This window comes from Aeromonas enteropelogenes (genome assembly GCF_020097295.1).
Lineage (GTDB): Bacteria > Pseudomonadota > Gammaproteobacteria > Enterobacterales > Aeromonadaceae > Aeromonas > Aeromonas enteropelogenes.
In genome coordinates this window covers 1,531,648-1,549,662 of record NZ_CP083625.1, presented here as the reverse complement: position 1 = coordinate 1,549,662, position 18,015 = coordinate 1,531,648, and the positions used below count along the sequence as shown (strand labels likewise).

Sequence of the window (18,015 nt, the reverse complement as noted above, 5' to 3'; positions counted from 1 at the left end):
ATATACATCAAACCAAGGACGGGATTTATGTCATTAGCTGTGGTTTATAGCCGTGCCAGCCTGGGAATAGCGGCCCCGCAAGTCACGGTGGAAGTGCACCTCTCCAACGGTCTGCCCGCCTTCAACATGGTGGGCCTGCCGGAAACCTCGGTGAAGGAGTCGCGGGATCGGGTGCGCAGCGCCCTGCTCAACGGCAATTTCGAGTTCCCGAGCAAGCACATCACGGTCAATCTGGCCCCCGCCGATCTGCCCAAGGAGGGGGGCCGTTTCGATCTGGCTATCGCCATCGGTATTCTCGCAGCTTCCAAGCAGATACCCGCAAAATACCTGCTTGATCACGAATTTTTGGGGGAGCTGGCCCTGACCGGCGAGATCCGCCCCGTGCTCGGTGTGCTGCCCGCCGTGCTCGCCTGCCGCGATGCGGGTCGCACCCTGCTGGTTCCGCGAGAGAACGGCCCGGAAGCCTCGCTGATCCAGGACGCCGAGGTGCGCACCGCCCATCAGCTGCTGGCCGTCACCGCCTGGCTGGCGGGTCAGTATGAGCTGCCGCTGCCGGATCCCCAGAGCGCGGAGAGCCTGCCCGACGTGCCGGACCTGCAGGACGTGATCGGCCAGTCCCAGGCCAAGCGGGCGCTGGAGATCGCCGCCGCCGGCAGCCACAACCTACTGTTCATCGGCCCGCCCGGTACCGGCAAGAGCATGCTGGCGAGCCGCCTGCCCGGCATTCTGCCGCCGCTGAGCGAGCAGGAGGCGCAGCAGACCGCCGCCATCCACTCCATCGGCGGTCTCACCCCGCGCGCCGGTCACTGGCACCACAGGCCCTATCGTACGCCCCACCACAGCGCCTCGGCAGTGGCGCTGGTGGGCGGCGGCAGCCACCCGCGGCCCGGCGAAATATCCCTGGCCCACAACGGGGTGCTGTTTCTGGATGAACTGCCGGAGTTCGAGCGCAAGGTGCTCGACTCCCTGCGCGAGCCGCTGGAAACGGGCCACATCACCATCAGCCGGGCCGCCCGTCAGGTGGATTTTCCCGCCCGCTTCCAGCTGGTCGGCGCCATGAACCCCAGCCCCTGCGGCCACTACGGCGATGGCCAGACCCGCTCCAGCCCGGATCAGATCCTGCGCTACCTCGGCAAGCTCTCCGGCCCCTTCCTCGACCGCTTCGACCTGACGGTGGAGGTGCCGCTCTTGCCCAAGGGGAGCCTGACCGGCAAGGCGGAGCGGGGGGAATCGAGCCAACAGATCCGCGAGCGGGTGCTGGCGGCGCGCGAGCGCATGCTGAGTCGCAATGGCAAGCTCAACAACCTGCTTGATAGCCGTGAAATCGAAGACATTTGCCGATTATCGTCACAGGATGCCGAATTTCTGGAGAACGCCATCCAGAAGCTCGGGCTCAGCATCCGGGCCTGGCACCGCATCCTGCGGGTGTCGCGTACCATCGCCGATCTGGCGGGGCAGCCTATCATCGGCAAGGAGCACCTGATCGAGGCGCTCGGCTATCGTGCCATGGACCGGCTGCTCTCCAGGCTGCGCAGCGGCTGAGCTGAGGAAGCGTCTCACCAAGGGCCTGTCCGTGGTCTTGGAAAGCGTCGGCTGATATTATGGCCACAGATCTGACCACTTGATGCGTCGCTACAGACTGCAAGACGGACCCGAATCATGCCCAACAAGCTGATAGAGCGACTGCGCGGCAGCCTCTCCACCCTGCTCTACTTTTTCAATACCCTGTTCTGGTTTATCCCCGTGCTCTCCCTGGGCCTGCTCAAGCTGTTGCTGCCCGTCAGGGGCTGGCGAACCTTCTGCAACTGGTTGCTGGATGGCTGTGCCGGCTGCTGGATTGGTTTCAACAACCTGATCCAGAAAACCATCATCAGAACCCCTTTCGATGTGGTCGGAGTGGACAAAGGGCGCCGGAATGAGTGGTATATGGTGATTGCCAACCATCAATCCTGGGTCGACATACTGGTACTGCAGCGGGTTTTTAATCAAAAAATCCCCTTCCTGAAGTTTTTCCTCAAGAAAGAGCTGATTTGGGTACCTTTTCTCGGTCTGGCCTGGTGGGCGCTCGATTTCCCCTTCATGCGGCGATATTCCAGAAAATTTCTGGAAAAGAACCCTCATTTGAAGGGAAAAGACATTGAAACGACGCGTAAAGCCTGTGCCAGATTCCGCCACATTCCGGTGAGTGTGATGAATTTTGTCGAAGGCACCCGTTTCACCCCGACCAAGCATCAGAAGCAGGGGTCACCCTACCGGCACCTGCTCCATCCAAGGGCGGGTGGCATCGCCTTTACCCTGGCAGCCATGGGTGATCAGTTGCATCAACTGGTGGATGTGACCATCGCCTATCCGGACGGCATTCCCAGCTACTGGGATTTCATGTGCGGTCGGGTCGGGGAGATCAAGGTCCAGATCCGCTATTTGCCGATCGACCGCAAGCTGGTGGGGGACTACTTCAATGACCCCGACTTCCAACAAGAGTTTCAACAGTGGCTGAACGGGATCTGGCGCGAGAAAGACCAGACCCTGACCCAGCTGCTGGCAACCAAGGCACAGTAAACACCCATGTTATCCCTGCTTCCCGGCCCGTTGGTGCTGCTCATCAGCGCCGGCCTGACCATTCTTTTTACTGCCTTGTGCGCCAGCCTGATCCTGCTGGTTTCGCTGGCCAAACTGCTGCTGCCCGTGCCGGCCTTTGGCCGCGCCTGCAGCCGGCTCAACAACCGCTTCATGCGCCTGTGGCTCGGCTGCAACGCCCTGGTGATCCGCCTCACCACCCGCATCGACTGGCAGGTGGAGGACGACACCCGGCTGCGCAAGGATGGCTGGTATCTCATCATCAGCAACCACATGAGCTGGGCCGACATCGTCGTGCTCGGCCATCTGTTCCGGGACAGGCTGCCTGTACCCAAGTTCTTCATGAAGCACGAGCTCATCTACATCCCGCTGCTGGGGCTCGCTTGCTGGGGGCTGGATATGCCCTTTATGCGCCGCTACTCACGGGAGTTTTTGCTGCGCAATCCGCATCTGCGGGGCAAGGATATCGAGACCACCCGCAACGCCTGCGAGAAGTTTCGCCACATCCCTACCACCGTCATCAACTTCGTGGAGGGGACCCGCTTCACCGAGCAGAAACGCGACGCCTCCCGTTCTCGCTTTCGCCACCTGATGCCGCCCAAGGCGGCCGGGCTCGCCTTTACCCTGGCGGCCATGGGCGATCAGTTCAACAGCCTGATCAACGTCACCATCAGCTACCCGGACAACACCGAGACCCCCTTCAAGGACTTTCTGATGGGGCGGATGAAGCGGATCCGGGTGCGGATCGAGGAGCTGCCGATCGATGAGGCACTGATCGGCGATTACTTCAACGACAAGCAGTTCAAACGCGGCTTTCAGGAGTGGCTGAACCAGCGTTGGCAGGAGAAGGACGCCGTGCTGGCCCAGTGGCAGGAAGATGATATGACAACCGGGTCCCGTCAGGTTGCCGACAAGGCGAGTGCCGAGGCCAGCTCGGGCAGCTGATCCTCGCTGAACACGGCGATGCCGTGGCGGCGCAACAGGGCAGTGGTCATGCCCTCGCCCGCCACCGAAACCCCTTCGAAGCGGCCGTTGTAGATGCGGCCGCTACCGCAGGAGGGGCTCCCCTCTTTCAGCAGGGCAAAGCGAATCCCCTGCTGCTGACAAGTCTCCAGCGCCAGCACGGCGCCGCGCGCAAACTCCGCCGTCACATCCAGCCCGCTTGCGGTCACCACAAGCTCCTCCTGCCGCTCGGCAGGTGGGCGAGGGGTCGGCAGGCCGCCCGCCACCTCGGGACAGAAGGCCAGCACCCGCCCCTCGGCTCCCAACTCTGCCAACCAGTCGCTGACGATGCCCTTGCTCTGGCCATCGTAACGCACTGGCTGTCCCAACAGGCAGGCACTCACCAGCACCTTGTGCGCCCTCGTATCACTCATGCTTCCGCTCCATTCATCACCTGATCGAACATGACGCAGCAGGGGCTCTCCAGCCGGTAGAGGATGGCCGGACGCTGCTTGCCGGTCCGTTTGCGGCCTGTGTCCGTCAGTATCTCGGCGCGATGGATCCGCTTGCGAAACGCCGCCGTATTCATGGGGGTCTGCAGGATGATCTCGAAGGCGCGCTGCACCTCGGAGAGGGTGAATTCCGTCCCCAGCAGTTGCAGCGGCAGGGTGCTGTAGCGGCTCTTGATCCGCAGCCGCTCCAGCCCTCTGGCGATGAGTTGGGGATGGTCGAAGGCGAGGCTGAGACCGGGCAGGGCCGAGAGCGGATGCCAGCAGCCGCGCGTCACTTCAACATCGGGCTCGGCCAGACAGAGATAAACGAGCGTGGTGGACCAGCCACGGGGATCCCGCTCCAGATTGCCAAGGGTGCAGACCTGCTCGCTGTAGCAGTGGCCCAGCCCCCATTCAGCCAGCAGACGGCGCAGGGCGGCGTCCAGATCCCGGTCCCGCGTCTCGTCGATGCGCAGGGCAGGCAGTTGCCAGCAGTGGGCGAAGGGGGGGCGATCGCGGGTCTCCAGCAGCAGTTCCAGCCGCTCGTCACGCAGTCGCAACACCACCATATCCAGACTCATTCTCAACATGTCGATCGCCCTGCTCGCCTTCCATTAATGTTTGGTAGATAATATCACACGAATAATATGTGCAGGAGCCACTCATGGGAATCATCGCCAGCCTGGATATTGATGCGCAGAAGGGATTCACTCCCCTCTGCCCGAATGAACTGCCCGTCGCAGGGGGGGATGATATTGTGGCTGCGCTCAACGCCCAGGCCGCTCTCGCCTCGCTACGCATCGGCAGCAAGGACGCCCACCCCGCCAATGCAGACTGGGCGGTATCCGATCCCGCCGGCATGCTGCTGCCGCTGGATTTGCCCAACGCCGACCTCACCTGGCCGGTGCACTGCGTGCCGGGCACCCGCGGCTTCGAGCTGCTCGACGGCCTGCCGGCCCCGGTCGATTATGACTTCTTCGTCTGGAAGGGGGTCGAGCCGGATCTGCATCCCTATGGCACCTGTTTCCACGATTTGGCGGAGCGGCGCAGCACAGGGCTCATCGAATTCCTGCAAGCCCGCGGGGTCGAGACCCTGCTGGTCGGCGGCCTGGCCACCGACTACTGCGTCAAGACCAGCGTGCTGCAACTACGCCGCGCCGGTTTCCGGGTGATCGTCCACCTCGATGCCTGCCGTGGCATCGCCGCCGGGACGGTTGCCAGCGCCTGCACCCAGATGATCGAGGCTGGCGCCGAACTGGCCCAGACCCTGACCGATGTACAACGCCTGCTGGACGCCTGATATGTCCCCGACCCTCATGGGTCTGCCCGACAGCGGCGTCTGCAAACTACCTATGCAGCAGGGGTGGGCCATGTGGCTCACCGGCCTGCGGGGATACTGATATGCTGCCCATACTCAACAGCCTGCTCGACACCGATGCCTACAAGCTGCATATGCAGCAGGCGGTGTTCCATCGCTATCCGGATGCCGAGGTGGTGGCCGAATTCCACAGCCGCAACGAAGAAGACCTGTTGCCCATGATGGGCCAGATCGAGGAGCAGCTGCGCCTGGCCGGCTCCCTGCGGCTGACCCGACCCGAGCTCGACTTCCTGGCCGAGCGCCCCTTCTTCACCACCGATTATCTCGATCACCTGCGCCGCAAGCCGCTGGATGCCTCCCTGCTCAAGGTGTTCGAGCAGGATGGCCGCATCAATGTGCGGGTCGAAGGCACCTGGCAGGACGTGATCCTGTGGGAGATCCCGGTGCTCGCCATCATCAGCGAGATGCGCAACCGCTTCCGCTACCCCCAGTTTGGCGTCAGCCAGGCGCTAGAACGCCTCGACCAGAAGATCGACAAGCTGGAGCGGGATCTCAGCCCGGAAGAGATGAAGGAGTTCAACCTCATCGACTTCGGCACCCGCCGCCGCTTCTCCCACGCGGTACAGGATGCCGTGGTGGGCCGCCTCAAGGAGCGCCTGCCGGCGTTTCGCGGCACCAGCAACTACCAGCTGGCCCAGAAATACCGGCTGCCGGCGGTGGGCACCCAGGCCCACGAGTGGTTCCAGGCCCACCAGCAGCTCGGCTTCCCGCTTGAGCACAGCCAGCGCGCCGCCCTCACCAGCTGGCTGGACGAGTTTACCGACCATCTGGGGATCGCCCTGACCGACTGCATCACCATGGATGCCTTTCTGCGTGACTTCGACTTCGAGCTGGCCAGCCGCTATCAGGGGCTGCGCCACGACTCCGGCGACCCTGTGGTGTGGGGCGAGAAGGCCATCAGCCACTACCAGCGGCTCGGCATCGACCCCACCGAGAAGACGCTGGTCTTCTCCGACGGTCTCAACCTCGACAAGGCGGTGCAGCTGATGCGCCACTTCCGCGGTCGCATCAACACCAGTTTCGGCATCGGCACCAAGCTCACCTGCGATCTGCCCGGGGTCACCCCGATGAACATCGTCTTCAAGATGATGGAGTGCAACGGTGGCCCGGTCGCCAAGATCTCCGACAGTCCGGGCAAGACCCTGTGCCGGGATGCGGACTTTATCCGCAACCTCAAGCAGGCCTTCCACGTCGGGGTGTAGCCCCCATTTTTGCGGGGAGCATCTTGCGCCCGGGGCCACAGGCCCCCTACCATGACCCCCCCTGATAAGGTCCGACTCGTGTCGGGCCTTTCTATTACTCGAACGACAGACCACAAAGGAATGCGCCATGACCCGTAAATGGATACTCGCCCTCACCACCTTGTTCGCCAGCCTGAGCGCCGTCGCCGCCGAGCCGCTGCGGGTCTCCGCCATCCCGGACGAAGCCCCCACCGAGCTGCAGCGCAAGTTTGCTCCGCTGGGTGACTACCTGGCCGAGAAGACGGGCCGTGAAGTAGTGTTCGTGCCGGTCAACGACTACGCCGCCGTGGTCGAAGCGCTGGCCGCCGGCAAGCTGGACATGGCCTGGCTCGGAGGCTTCACCTATGTGCAGGCCCACCGCCGTGCCGACAAGGTCGTGCCGCTGGTGCAGCGCCAGGAAGATGCCCAGTTCACCTCCAAGTTCATCGCCAATGCCGACAGCGGCATCAAGACCCTGGCCGACACCAAGGGCAAGGACTTCGCGTTCGGCTCTCCCTCCTCCACCTCGGGTCACCTGATGCCGCGCCACTTCCTGGCCGAACAGGGCATCAACCCGGAGCGTGACTTCGCCCACGTCGCCTTCTCCGGCGCCCACGACGCCACCGTCGCCTGGGTCGCTTCCGGCAAGGTGCCGGCTGGCGCGCTCAACGCTTCCGTGTGGGAGAAACTGGTGGAAGAGGGCAAGGTCGACACCGCCAAGGTCAAGGTGATCTGGACCACCCCCACCTACTTTGACTACAACTGGACCGTGCGCGGCGACATGGATCCGGCCCTGCAAGAGAAGATCAAGCAGGCCTTCCTGAGCCTTGATCCGGCGGTACCCGCCCAGGCCGAGATCCTCAAGCTGCAACGCGCCAGCCGCTTCATCGAGACCAAGCCCGAGAACTACCTGGGCATCGAAGCCGCCGCAACCCAGGCCGGCCTGCTGAAGTGATCGCCGTCGCGCTGGACGGGGAAGGATTGCGGCTCGGCCAGAGCCGCATCCTGCAGCCGTTTCGCCTGCAGATAGCGGCGGGCGAGTGCGTGGCCGTCATAGGGCCAAGCGGCGCGGGCAAGACCAGCCTGCTGCGGTTGATCGGCACCGAGCTGCGCGGCGAAGGCAGGCTCGCCCTCTGGGATCAGGATCCCTGGACCCTCTCTACCCGGGACCGCCAGCGGCTGCGCAGCCGGATCGGCATGGTCTGGCAGCAGCCTCCGCTGCCTGCTTCCCAGAAGGTGGTGACCGCAGTGCTGGCCGGTCGGCTCGGCCAGTGGTCTCTCGGCCGTTCCTTACTCTCCCTGCTGCGTCCCTGCGACCCCGAAGGCGCGCGGACCGAGCTGGCCCGCCTCGGCCTTGCCGACAAGTGGCAGCAACGCTGCGGCGAGCTCTCCGGTGGCCAGTTACAGCGGGTCGGCATCGCTCGGGTGCTCTATCAACAGCCGGATCTGATCCTGGCGGACGAACCCGTCTCCGCCCTCGACCCAGTGCTCGCTCAGAGCAGTCTGGATGCCCTGCTGGCCCAGGCCCGCGCCCGGGGCAGCACCCTTGTCGCCAACCTGCATGCGGTCGAGCTGGCGCTCGGCCGTTTCCCCCGCATCATCGGTTTGCGCGAGGGGCGGGTGCAGTTCGATTGTCCGGCGGCAGCCGTTACTCCGGCCATGCTGGCCGACCTCTACGCCGGTGATGACGAGGCGGCTGCGTGTTTGAACTGACCCACCGCTGGCGCCATCCCCTGCCCTGGCTGTTGCTGCTGATCGGCTACAGCCTGTGGCAACAAGCCGATGGCTGGCTCGGCCTGTTCGACGGCCAGAGCTGGCGGCAGATGGGCAACTTCCTCGCCACCAGCTGGCCACCCCGTTTTGATCGGGACTTCCTCACCCTGACCCTGACCGCGACCCTGGAGAGCCTGGCCGTCGCGACTCTGGGGCTGGCGGGCGCCCTGCTGCTCGGCGTCCCTTTTGCCCTGCTCGGCTCGCGCGCCCTGTCGCTGGCCGAACTGGGTCCCGTTCCCAGTCCGCTGCGCGGCGCCTTGCGGGGCTTATCGCGCCTTGTCGCCATCGTGCTGCGCAGCCTGCCCGAGCTCATCTGGGCACTGCTGTTCGTGCGCCTGTCGGGACTCGGGCCGCTGGCCGCCATCCTGGCCATCGCCGTCAGCTACGGCGGCATGCTGGCCAAGGTTTACAACGAGATCATGGAGAGCGGTGCCCAGCAACCGGCCCGCGCCCTGCTGCTCGGCGGCAGCGGCCGGCTGCAGGCACTCTGGTATGGCGTGCTGCCTGCGGTGCGCCAGGAGCTGCTCTCCTACACCGTCTATCGCTGGGAGTGCGCCCTGCGCGCCTCCGTCATCATGGGCTTCGTCGGGGCCGGCGGGCTCGGTCAGCAGCTCGAACTCTCCCTGCGCATGTTTGCCGGTGGCGAGGTGGTGACCCTGCTGCTGGCCTTTATCCTGCTGGTGACCCTGGCGGATGGTCTCAGCGCCTGGCTGCGCCACAGCCGCTCCCCCGGCCTGCTGTTGCTGATCTGCCTGGGACTGGCCGCAGCTCTCGCCCTGTACCAGCTCGACTGGCGCATGCTGAGCTTCTCCCTGAGCGGGCTGGGTTCCTTCGTGGAGGAGTTTTTGCGACCGGACTGGTCATGGCCCTTCCTCAAGACGGTGGCCAGCGGCCTGCTCGATACGGTGCAGATGGCGCTGTTGAGTACCCTCTTCAGCGCCCTGCTGGCCCTGCCGCTCGCCTGTCTCGCCCGTCACTGCTGGCCGCTGCGCCTGCTGTTCAACCTGCTGCGCTCCGTGCCCGAGCTCATCTTCGCCAGCCTGCTGGTGATCGCGGTCGGGCTGGGGCCGGTGGCGGGCATACTGGCGCTGACCCTGCACACCACGGGGGTGCTGGCGCGCCTCTTCGTGGAGACCCTGGAGAACGCGGATCCCGCCCCCCGCCTCGCCCTGCAACTGAGCGGAGCCGGATCCATTGCCAGCTTCTGGTATGGGCTGTTTCCCCTGGTCACACGCCAGTGGCTGGCCTACAGCCTTTATCGCGGCGAGATGAACCTGAGGGCCGCTACCATACTCGGCGTAGTCGGTGCCGGTGGCCTGGGACAGCAGCTCTATGTATCGTTGAGCCTGTTCCGCTACGATCAGACCGCCACCCTGCTGCTGGCCATACTGTTGCTGGTCTGGCTGGCGGAGGCCATCAGCCGCCGCACCCGCTTGCCACGCCCGGCTCCCACCCAGCGGGATTGCCAGATCTGACGCAGGCTCCTGATAAACAAAAAGCCCGCCGGTTTGCACCGGCGGGCTTTTTTCATCGGGTCACTCTGGATCAGTCTTTCTTGGCCAGCAGGAATTTCACCAGCTGGTTGAACTGCTCCTGGGAAGTAATGGATTCGATTTTCACCATGTACTTGCCGTTTACCAGGAAGGCTGGCACACCGCGAATGTTGTAGCTCTCGGTGTTGCGGTCAAACTGGGAAACCATGCCGGAGACGGCGAAGCTGTCGACGGCACCGTCAAACTCCTCGGCCGGCACGCCGTTGTCCACGAAGATCTGTTTCACGTCATCGCGGCTCATCGGCGGTTTGCGCTGGGTATGGATCTTGTTGAAGATGGCCGGAGTCAGCTTGCCTTCAACGTTCAGTAGGGTCGCCAGCGCGTAGGCACGCTGCATCTCCGGGCCCATTTCACGGCCCAGGAAGGCAACCGGGTTCTTCTTGAGGGGAACGCCCTGTGGCAGATCCTGCTTCAGCTGTTCCACGATCGGTTCGAACGTCGAGCAGTGCGGGCAGTAGTAGGAGAAGAACTCCAACACTTCCGGCTGGGCGGTGCCAGTCTGCTTGACCACGTCATAGTTAACGCCTTCCTTGAATTCGGGGGCGGCGTGAACCATGGGCATCATCAGCATGGCAGCGAGGAAAAATAGGATTTTTTTCATGATGTTTCCTGTTAAGGGATCACTGTGAGGCACGCCCGGCGAACCGAAGCAGTGCCAAGCCTATTGCGTCCCCCCTTCGCCGTCAATGGCAAAGAAGTGACCAGGGATCCCTCCTCCCGCGCTCGTCACCAGCCGGGTTGCGCCCCTATCACCAACCCGGCGTCAGAGTCAGGGGCGGTGCCTTGAGCGCCTCCAGTTGGTCGTGCAGGGTCGCGATCTGCTGACGCCAGTAATGCTCGGTATTGAACCAGGGGAAGTGACGGGGGAAAGCGGGATCCTCCCAGCGCCGCGCCAGCCAGGCCATGTAGTGGACGATGCGCATGGCCCGCAGCGGTTCGATGAGCGCCAGCTCGCGCGGATCGAACTCCATGAACTCCTCGTAACCCGCCAGCAGGGTATCGAGCTGGACCAGCTGCTCGTGGCGCTCGCCGCTCAGCATCATCCAGAGATCCTGGATGGCGGGACCGGTGCGGCAATCATCGAGATCGACGAACAGGGGGCCATCGCGCCACAGGATGTTACCCGGGTGGCAGTCGCCATGCAGGGAGATGTGGGAGACATCCAGGCTCATGGCATCGCCGACATGCTTGATCAGCTCGTCCAGCACGCCGAAGAACTGTTTGGCCAGCCCGCTCGGCAGCCACTCACCGGCCGCCAGCAGCTGACGCGGCTCGTGCAGCATGCTCTCCACATCCAGTCGGACGCGATGGTGAAACGGCTTGCTGGCACCAATCTGGTGGATGCGGCCAAGGTAGCGCCCCACCCACTCCAGTTGATCCAGGTTGTCCACCTCGAACTGGCGGCCACCGACGCTCTGCCAGATGGCGAACGGATAGCCCTGATGCTCCAGCAGGGTCTCCCCCGCGAAGGAGAGAGGCGCGGCGACCGGGATCTCCGCCTCGGCCAGACGGGCGGCGAACTCGTGCTCCTCCAGGATCTGGGCCCGGCTCCAGCGGCCGGGGCGGTAGAACTTCACCACATAGCGGCGACGATCCTCGTCCTGAAACTGGTAGACCCGGTTCTCGTAGCTGTTGAGTTCGATAAGGCCGGAGTCGAGCCGCAGACCGCTGAGATCCAGCGCATCCATGATGAGGTCGGGTGTGAGATCGGAATAGTTGAAACGCATGTCATCCACCATGAGAAAGGGGCGCTGTAGCGCCCCATTCTATCACCACTCGTTGAGATGGATGCCTGAACCGGGCAACCACTTTGATGAGTGCTGACTGTCCCCCCTGCCGTTATAGCCGGCTGATAAACTTGCTGGCCTGACGCAGGGTGCCCTTGCTGTCATCGTCGGCGGCACCTTCGCGTTTGAGCACGAACTGGATGTCCAGCGCCGGCCGCTTCAGGTTGTAGGGGTCGACCGCCAGACTCACCGGCAAGGTATAAATTTCTCCCGCCTTCAGGGTCACCTCGCGCGGGCCGAACCACTCGTGCTCCGGCAGCCCCTCCACGTCCAGCTGATAGGTCTGGGATTGCAGGGTCTTGTTGAGGATCTTGAGGGTGTAGGTGTTCTCGATAAGCCCCTCGCTGTTCTCGCGGAACAGCTGGTTGCGATCCCGCAGGATATCGAGCCCCATCGGCATGATGGACATGGCGTTGTAGACGAAGACCCCCAGCATGATAGCCATCACCAGGCCGTAACCAATCAGCTTGGGCCGCGCCACATGAGTGGAGTCGTTGGCCAGCTTGTGCTCGGTGGTGTAGCTGATGAGCCCCTTCGGATAGCCCATCCGCTCCATGGTCTGATCGCAGGCGTCGACACAGGCGCCGCAGTTGATGCACTCGTACTGCAGGCCGTCGCGAATGTCGATGCCGGTCGGGCAGACCTGCACGCACAGATCGCAGTCGATGCAGTCCCCCAGCCCCAGCGCCTTGTGATCCGCCTTGCGGGCACGGGCACCACGGGTCTCGCCGCGCTTGGTGTCATAGCCGACGATGAAGGTGTCCTTGTCGAACATGGCGGACTGGAAGCGGGCATAGGGGCACATGTGGATACACATGATGGCGCGCATCCAGCCGGCGTTGCCGTAAGTGCAGATGGTGAAGAAGATCACCCAGAACATCACCCAGCCCCCCGCCTGCAGGGTCAGGACGTCGGGCACCAGCTTGGTCACATCCTGGAAGTAGGCGACGAAGGTAAGACCGGTCGCCAGCGAGATGACCAGCCAGGCCAGATGCTTGGCCCCCTTGCGGGCCAGCTTCTCGCCGCTCCAGGGCGCCGCATCCAGCTTGCGCCGCTTGTTGGCAGGCCCCTCCAGCTTCTCTTCAAACCAGATGAACATGAAGGTCCAGACCGTCTGCGGGCAGAGATAGCCACACCAGACCCGGCCGAGGAAGGTGGTCACGAAGAAGAGCGCGAAGGCCGCGATCATGAAGATCCAGGCGAGCAGGGTCAGATCCTGCGGCCAGATGGTGGCACCAAAGATGTGGAACTGCTGGTGAGCGAGATCGAACAGTATCGCCTGGCGCCCCTCGTAGCGCAGCCAGGGCAGCAGCACGAACAGGGCGACGAAGAACCATCCCATCCCCTTGCGCACCCGCTGCCAGTACCCGGTCTGGGCCCGGACATAGATGCGGTTGCCGGGGTTGAATCTGTCGTCGCTGGCTTTGAACGTGTTGGGGTTGAAAGTCCCGGTTACGCTCTTGTCGGTGACATCCTTGATATCGATTTTTTCATGATCGGCCATTGCAAGACATCGCTCCCTTATTTGTTATGGAGCGGATTATATCTTAAACAACCTGCTAATTGTGTGGATTAGATGTATCTAATATTGGCGATCGATCGCAAATTTCGGTAACAAAAAAGGCGTTTCGCCCATTGACGAAACGCCTTCAAAGAGATTCCACTGAAACCAGGCCAGGTGTCCAGCACACCGCCCGGGGTCACTTGATGCCGCGTGCCTTGAGCAGGGCTTCCTTGAAATCCGGCACATGATCCTTGGCCAGACCGGGGATCATCGCCTGCTTGTCGGATTCCCGCATCTTGAGGTGATAGATCAGCATGTCGTCGGTCAGCTCGGACAGGGGACCTTCAAATCCCGCTTCTTTGGCCAGTTTGGCTACAAACTGCACCAGGCTGAGATCCTGTTCCTTGATCCAGGCAGGCTGCAACAACTCCAGCAGCTCTTCGATACGATGACATTGCATAGACAACCTCTTCAATCTGTCACGTTAAACTCAGGCAACCTTACCCATCAAGGCCACTTCGATTCGATCCCGCCCATTATGCTTGGCCTGATAGAGGGCCGCATCCGCTTTTTGGATCAAATCGGCGATTTTCATGCTGTTGTCCGGGATCAGGGTGGCCACGCCAAAGCTGCAGGTGACCCGGCTCGAGACCAGGGATTTCTGATGGGGAATGCCTAATTCCTTGAGTGCAGTGCGTATCCTGTCCGCCACCTGCAGCGCCCCCTGCATACCGGTGCAGGGCAGCAGCAGGGCAAACTCTTCGCCCCCATAACGGGCCGCCAGATCATCTTCCCGCCGCTCGACCCCGGCCAGCAGTCTGCCTACCTGCTGCAGGCAGTCATCGCCCAGCTGGTGACCATAGAAGTCATTGAACTGTTTGAAATAATCCACATCCAGCAGGACCAGCGAGAGCGGCGCCCTGGCACGATGACAGCGCCGCCACGCCCGCTCGAGACAGTCATCAAGATGGGCACGATTGGCAATACCGGTCAGCCCGTCGAGGCGGGAGGTGAGGCGCAGATGCTCCGATACCGCCTTCAATTCGGCCACCAGATCGGCGTTGGAGAAACGGTGATAGAGGGAGGCAACCTGATCCCGGCGCAGGCGGCGCAGCAGGGTCGGCAGAAAGACGAACAGGTAGCCGGCCAGCATGGTGGAGACAATCCGCTCCTGCTCGTTGCCCACTCCGAGTTCGAACAGCATGGCGAACCCCAGCGGCAGCACGGCGCCATAGACGATGCGGCGAGAGCCAAACAGCATGATGGCGCTGCCGGTGAGGATCAGGCTGGTCAGCATCATCATGGCGGCGCGATAGGTATCCGGCAACTTGTCCATGTAGAGCAGCACGCCGAGGGCCCAGATGATGGAGGTGACGGTCACCCCGATGAACATCTCCCGCTCCAGGACAGGCACAGCTGTTCGCCGCAACGCGGGCTGACGCCAGCGCAGATGCCAATAGCGGAACAGCAGCAACAGGAATACAGCGGCCAACCAGCCCAGCGCCTCACTGACGGGCAGATAGTCATGAAACAGCAGACTCCAGCCAAACGCCAGCAGGCCCAGACAGGGAAGACTGAACAAGGCGTGAGTATAAAGCTGAACCATGATGGCCTGCTTCACCTGGTGTGTCACACTCTGGGTCAACTGAGTACTCCTGTACAAGAGCCGAACAGTCTACCATCCCCCCCAGTGAGCAACAATAAAGCGCCTTTTATTAAGAAGTTAGTCAACTTTGCCGCAGCCGGATGCCGACCAAAAAGAGGGAGGCAAGCCGTTCACAAACGACCTGCCTCCCTCTTTTTTCCATCATGACGCCGGCGTCTGCCGGGCCGGATTTCAGCCTTTTTCCAACTCGTCGAGGATCGGGCATTCAGGATTTTCATCCCCGTGACAGCAACCGACCAGCCCTTCGAGGGAGCTGAGCATGGCCTGCAGACCGGCAATGCGGGCACGCAGATCGACGATCTTCTCCTGGGCCAGCTTCTTCACCTGGGCACTGGATCTGTGCTCATCCCGATAGAGCGCCAGCAGCTCCTGACACTCCTCCAGATTGAACCCGGTCTCCCGTGCCCGCTTGACGAAACGCAGCTCCCGCAGCGATCCCTCGGTATAGCTGCGATAGCCGTTGTCGCTGCGGATCGGCGCCGAAATCAGGCCGATGCTCTCGTAGTAACGGATGGTCTTGGCGGTCAGCCCAGTGGCTTTGGCTACCTTGCTGATGTTCATGGATGACTCCTTACATGTCTGTTCGAGTGCCAGCATGGTTGCCCGCCTTGGGCTGCCAGCGTTTCAATAACAGGGAATTGCTCAATACCGTGATGCTGCTCAGGGCCATGGCCGCCCCCGCCAGCTCGGGGCTGAGGTAGCCCAGCGCCGCCAGCGGAATACCGATGATGTTGAACACGAAGGCCCAGAACAGATTCTGCTGAATGGTGCGCCAGGTGGCCGCCGAGATATCGATGGCATCGGCCACCAGCCGCGGATCAGATCGCATCAGCGTGATGGAGGCAGTCTCCATCGCCACGTCGGAGCCGGAGCCCATGGCGATCCCCACGTCCGCCGCGGCCAGCGCCGGGGCATCGTTCACCCCGTCCCCCACCATGGCCACCAGCCCCTGGGTACGCGCCCGCAGCGCCTCGACTTTCTCTACCTTGCCGGCCGGCAACACTGAGTCAAACGCCCCGTCCAGCCCCAGCTTGGCGGCGATATGGGCCACCGGCGCCGGCGCATCGCCGCTCACCAGCCAGCTGGCGATGCCGCGCTGGCGCAAGGTGGCGATGGCGGCCGGGCTCTCCGGTCGCAGGGTATCGGCCAGGGCGGCGATGCCCACGGCCACTCCATCAATGGCGACCCAGACCCGGGTTGCCCCGTCAGCGGGCTGTTCATCCTGCTGCGGCTGTGCAATGCCAAGCTGAGCCAACAGGCTGGTGTTGCCAATGGCAACTGCATGGCCCACCACCTGACCCATGATGCCAGCGCCAACCCGCACCTCCACCGCTTCCGGTTGGGGCAACACGGCGTCCTGACCGACCGCCTCGCGCATGGCTTGCGCCAGCGGGTGCTCGCTCGCCTGCTGCAGGGCCGCAGCCAAGCGCAGCTGCTCATCGTTGCCGCTCCAGCTCGCCAGCACAGGCCGACCCTGAGTGAGAGTGCCGGTCTTGTCGAAGATGAGCGCCTTGATGGCGTGAGCCTTCTGCAGGGTGTCCACATCTTTTATCAGAATGCCGTGGTGTGCTGCCACCCCGGTGCCGGTCACGATGGCCGCTGGCGTCGCCAGACCCAGGGCGCAGGGGCAGGCAATCACCAGCACGGCCACCGCGGCCAGCAGCGCCTGACCGAAGTCACCGCTATAGGCATACCAGGCCAGCAGGGTGAACAGGGCAATGGCCATCACCACTGGCACGAACACGGCGGAAACCTTGTCCACCAGTTGTTGCAGCGGCGCCTTGCCCATCTGGGCATTTTCCACCAGGGCAATGATCTTGCTGAGGCTGGAGTCCTCCCCCACGGTCGTGGCTTCGATCTCCAGCACCCCTGAGCGGTTGATGGCCCCGCCCAGCACGCTCTCCCCCAGTCCCCGCGGCACCGGCAGGCTCTCACCGGTGAGGATCGACTCATCCAGCTCGCTCTCGCCGCGCAGGATCCTGCCGTCCACCGGTACCCGCTCGCCCACCAGCACCCGCAGCCGATCGCCGCGCAGCACATCATCGATGGCCACGCTCTGCCAGCTCTCGCCGCGCCAGACGGTGGCAGTATCCGGGCGCAGCGCCATCAGCTCGCGAATGGCGGAGCGGGTGCTGCGCTTGGCCCTGGCTTCCAGCAATTTGCCGAGGGAGATCAGGGTGATGATGATGGCGCTTGCCTCGAAATAGAGCTTGCCACTGGCGGCCATCCCCAGGGTCAGCAACAGATAGAGGCTGTAGAAATAGGCGGCGCTGGTACCGGTCGCCACCAGCACGTCCATATTGGCGGAGCGATTCTTGATGGCGAGCCAGGCGCCACGATAGAAGCGTCTGCCTACCCAGAACTGCACCGGCGTGGCGAGCACCAGCTCCAGCCAGGCGGGCAGATGCCAGGGCAGCAGGCCAGCCATGGCGAGCATGCCCACCAGCAGCGGCAGAGTCAGCAGCGCCGAGACGATAACCTGGATCAGAGCCTGGTGGGCGGCGGCAGACTCCTGCGCCTCTCGCTCCAGCAACTGCTGGCGGCGGGCGCTGGCCGATCCTTGCGCCAGCTGGGCACCAAACCCGAGCGCCTCGATCTGCTCGCGCAGGGAGGCGGGGGTCAGGATACCGGGCACCTGGGTGATGCGGGCCTGTTCGATGGAGAAATTGACCTCGGCCGAGAGCACGCCGGGCAGGGCTGTCAGCATCCGTTCGAGGCGGGCCGAGCAGCCTGCGCAGGTCATGCCGCTGATCTGGAAGGTAAAGGATTCGCTGCCGTAGTCGTAGCCCTGCCCCTTGATGCTCTCCAGCACCGCAGGCAGCCGGCCCGGATCGTCCAGCTCGATGGCGGCCTGTTCCAGCGCAAAGTTGATGGAAGCCGTCACCCCTTCAAGCTGATTAAGGGCGGCGGAGATGCGGCTGGCGCAATTGGCACAACTCATGCCTGTGATTGGCAGCTGCAGATGGATGGGTAATTGAATATGAGTGGTCATCTTGTTCCTCCCCGGAACCAATCGGCCAAAATAGCGCCGATGACCAAACCCTAACCTTTACTGTAAGGGTAAACTCAAGCCACATGATCCACTTTTTGCAGATGAAAAAACGGCGCCCGTTTGCTACCCAGG

At 63.1% G+C, this 18,015-nt stretch carries 17 protein-coding genes; 8 read left to right on the top strand and 9 right to left on the bottom strand.

Features of this window, described 5'->3' with window-relative positions:
• Positions 1-27 precede the first annotated feature (27 nt).
• The 3 genes from LA321_RS07280 to LA321_RS07270 all read left to right on the top strand — a co-directional run bounded on the left by LA321_RS07280 (position 28) and on the right by LA321_RS07270 (position 3,522).
• Complete coding sequence (locus LA321_RS07280; protein ID WP_042072582.1) at positions 28-1,542, top strand: YifB family Mg chelatase-like AAA ATPase; 1,515 nt, start codon at positions 28-30, stop codon at positions 1,540-1,542.
• A 117-nt stretch (positions 1,543-1,659) separates the two neighbouring features.
• On the top strand, positions 1,660-2,559 hold the full coding sequence (locus tag LA321_RS07275) for an acyltransferase (RefSeq protein ID WP_042072583.1): 900 nt from the start codon (positions 1,660-1,662) through the stop codon (positions 2,557-2,559).
• Between the two features lie 6 nt (positions 2,560-2,565).
• Positions 2,566-3,522, top strand: coding sequence for an acyltransferase (locus LA321_RS07270; RefSeq protein WP_042072584.1), 957 nt, complete (start codon positions 2,566-2,568; stop codon positions 3,520-3,522).
• Here the strand turns inward: LA321_RS07270 and LA321_RS07265 are convergent.
• On the bottom strand, positions 3,477-3,953 hold the full coding sequence (locus tag LA321_RS07265) for a DUF523 domain-containing protein (RefSeq protein WP_042072585.1): 477 nt from the start codon (positions 3,951-3,953) through the stop codon (positions 3,477-3,479). The genes LA321_RS07270 and LA321_RS07265 overlap by 46 nt on opposite strands.
• Positions 3,950-4,600, bottom strand: coding sequence for an NUDIX hydrolase (locus LA321_RS07260; RefSeq protein WP_042072586.1), 651 nt, complete (start codon positions 4,598-4,600; stop codon positions 3,950-3,952). Before LA321_RS07260 ends, LA321_RS07265 begins: the two co-directional genes overlap by 4 nt.
• Before the next feature lie 74 nt (positions 4,601-4,674).
• On the opposite strand from LA321_RS07260, the gene LA321_RS07255 reads away from it, so the two are divergent.
• The 5 genes from LA321_RS07255 (at position 4,675) to phnE (ending at position 9,856) form a co-directional block, all read left to right on the top strand.
• A complete protein-coding gene (locus tag LA321_RS07255; RefSeq protein WP_042072587.1) occupies positions 4,675-5,310 on the top strand; it encodes a nicotinamidase in 636 nt (211 codons plus the stop codon).
• A 101-nt stretch (positions 5,311-5,411) separates the two neighbouring features.
• Positions 5,412-6,590 (top strand): nicotinate phosphoribosyltransferase, encoded by a 1,179-nt coding sequence (pncB, locus tag LA321_RS07250; protein ID WP_042072588.1) that lies wholly within the window; start codon positions 5,412-5,414, stop codon positions 6,588-6,590.
• 127 nt (positions 6,591-6,717) lie between these two features.
• Complete coding sequence (locus tag LA321_RS07245; protein WP_042072589.1) at positions 6,718-7,563, top strand: putative selenate ABC transporter substrate-binding protein; 846 nt, start codon at positions 6,718-6,720, stop codon at positions 7,561-7,563.
• Entirely contained in the window at positions 7,560-8,321 is a 762-nt protein-coding gene (locus LA321_RS07240; RefSeq protein WP_042072628.1) for a phosphonate ABC transporter ATP-binding protein, read from the top strand. Before LA321_RS07245 ends, LA321_RS07240 begins: the two co-directional genes overlap by 4 nt.
• Complete coding sequence (phnE, locus tag LA321_RS07235) at positions 8,309-9,856, top strand: phosphonate ABC transporter, permease protein PhnE (RefSeq protein WP_052445749.1); 1,548 nt, start codon at positions 8,309-8,311, stop codon at positions 9,854-9,856. Before LA321_RS07240 ends, phnE begins: the two co-directional genes overlap by 13 nt.
• Positions 9,857-9,926: 70 nt before the next feature.
• Here the strand turns inward: phnE and LA321_RS07230 are convergent, their stop codons facing one another.
• The 7 genes from LA321_RS07230 to LA321_RS07200 form a co-directional block, all read right to left on the bottom strand.
• On the bottom strand, positions 9,927-10,535 hold the full coding sequence (locus tag LA321_RS07230; RefSeq protein WP_042027154.1) for a thiol:disulfide interchange protein DsbA/DsbL: 609 nt from the start codon (positions 10,533-10,535) through the stop codon (positions 9,927-9,929).
• A 148-nt stretch (positions 10,536-10,683) separates the two neighbouring features.
• Entirely contained in the window at positions 10,684-11,673 is a 990-nt protein-coding gene (locus LA321_RS07225) for a serine/threonine protein kinase (RefSeq protein ID WP_042072590.1), read from the bottom strand.
• Positions 11,674-11,773: 100 nt separating this feature from the next.
• Entirely contained in the window at positions 11,774-13,225 is a 1,452-nt protein-coding gene (ccoG, locus tag LA321_RS07220) for a cytochrome c oxidase accessory protein CcoG (RefSeq protein WP_042072592.1), read from the bottom strand.
• 196 nt (positions 13,226-13,421) lie between these two features.
• Positions 13,422-13,685 carry a YihD family protein gene (locus LA321_RS07215; protein ID WP_026457260.1) on the bottom strand — a complete coding sequence of 88 codons (264 nt, stop codon included), beginning with the start codon at positions 13,683-13,685 and terminating at the stop codon, positions 13,422-13,424.
• A gap of 30 nt (positions 13,686-13,715) precedes the next feature.
• On the bottom strand, positions 13,716-14,870 hold the full coding sequence (locus LA321_RS07210) for a GGDEF domain-containing protein (RefSeq protein WP_042072594.1): 1,155 nt from the start codon (positions 14,868-14,870) through the stop codon (positions 13,716-13,718).
• 192 nt (positions 14,871-15,062) lie between these two features.
• Positions 15,063-15,452 (bottom strand): Cu(I)-responsive transcriptional regulator, encoded by a 390-nt coding sequence (cueR, locus tag LA321_RS07205; protein WP_026457258.1) that lies wholly within the window; start codon positions 15,450-15,452, stop codon positions 15,063-15,065.
• Positions 15,453-15,462: 10 nt separating this feature from the next.
• Complete coding sequence (locus tag LA321_RS07200) at positions 15,463-17,883, bottom strand: heavy metal translocating P-type ATPase (protein ID WP_042072595.1); 2,421 nt, start codon at positions 17,881-17,883, stop codon at positions 15,463-15,465.
• Between the last annotated feature and the right edge of the window lie 132 nt (positions 17,884-18,015).

Coding starts and splice junctions, on each gene's coding strand:
- LA321_RS07225 (WP_042072590.1), bottom strand. CDS start 11,673: ATGGTGGATGACATGCGTTTCAACTATTCCGATCTCACACCCGACCTC.
- LA321_RS07230 (WP_042027154.1), bottom strand. CDS start 10,535: ATGAAAAAAATCCTATTTTTCCTCGCTGCCATGCTGATGATGCCCATG.
- ccoG (WP_042072592.1), bottom strand. CDS start 13,225: ATGGCCGATCATGAAAAAATCGATATCAAGGATGTCACCGACAAGAGC.
- LA321_RS07265 (WP_042072585.1), bottom strand. CDS start 3,953: ATGAGTGATACGAGGGCGCACAAGGTGCTGGTGAGTGCCTGCCTGTTG.
- LA321_RS07245 (WP_042072589.1), top strand. CDS start 6,718: ATGACCCGTAAATGGATACTCGCCCTCACCACCTTGTTCGCCAGCCTG.
- LA321_RS07255 (WP_042072587.1), top strand. CDS start 4,675: ATGGGAATCATCGCCAGCCTGGATATTGATGCGCAGAAGGGATTCACT.
- LA321_RS07260 (WP_042072586.1), bottom strand. CDS start 4,600: ATGTTGAGAATGAGTCTGGATATGGTGGTGTTGCGACTGCGTGACGAG.
- pncB (WP_042072588.1), top strand. CDS start 5,412: ATGCTGCCCATACTCAACAGCCTGCTCGACACCGATGCCTACAAGCTG.
- LA321_RS07270 (WP_042072584.1), top strand. CDS start 2,566: ATGTTATCCCTGCTTCCCGGCCCGTTGGTGCTGCTCATCAGCGCCGGC.
- cueR (WP_026457258.1), bottom strand. CDS start 15,452: ATGAACATCAGCAAGGTAGCCAAAGCCACTGGGCTGACCGCCAAGACC.
- LA321_RS07200 (WP_042072595.1), bottom strand. CDS start 17,883: ATGACCACTCATATTCAATTACCCATCCATCTGCAGCTGCCAATCACA.
- LA321_RS07275 (WP_042072583.1), top strand. CDS start 1,660: ATGCCCAACAAGCTGATAGAGCGACTGCGCGGCAGCCTCTCCACCCTG.
- LA321_RS07280 (WP_042072582.1), top strand. CDS start 28: ATGTCATTAGCTGTGGTTTATAGCCGTGCCAGCCTGGGAATAGCGGCC.
- LA321_RS07215 (WP_026457260.1), bottom strand. CDS start 13,685: ATGCAATGTCATCGTATCGAAGAGCTGCTGGAGTTGTTGCAGCCTGCC.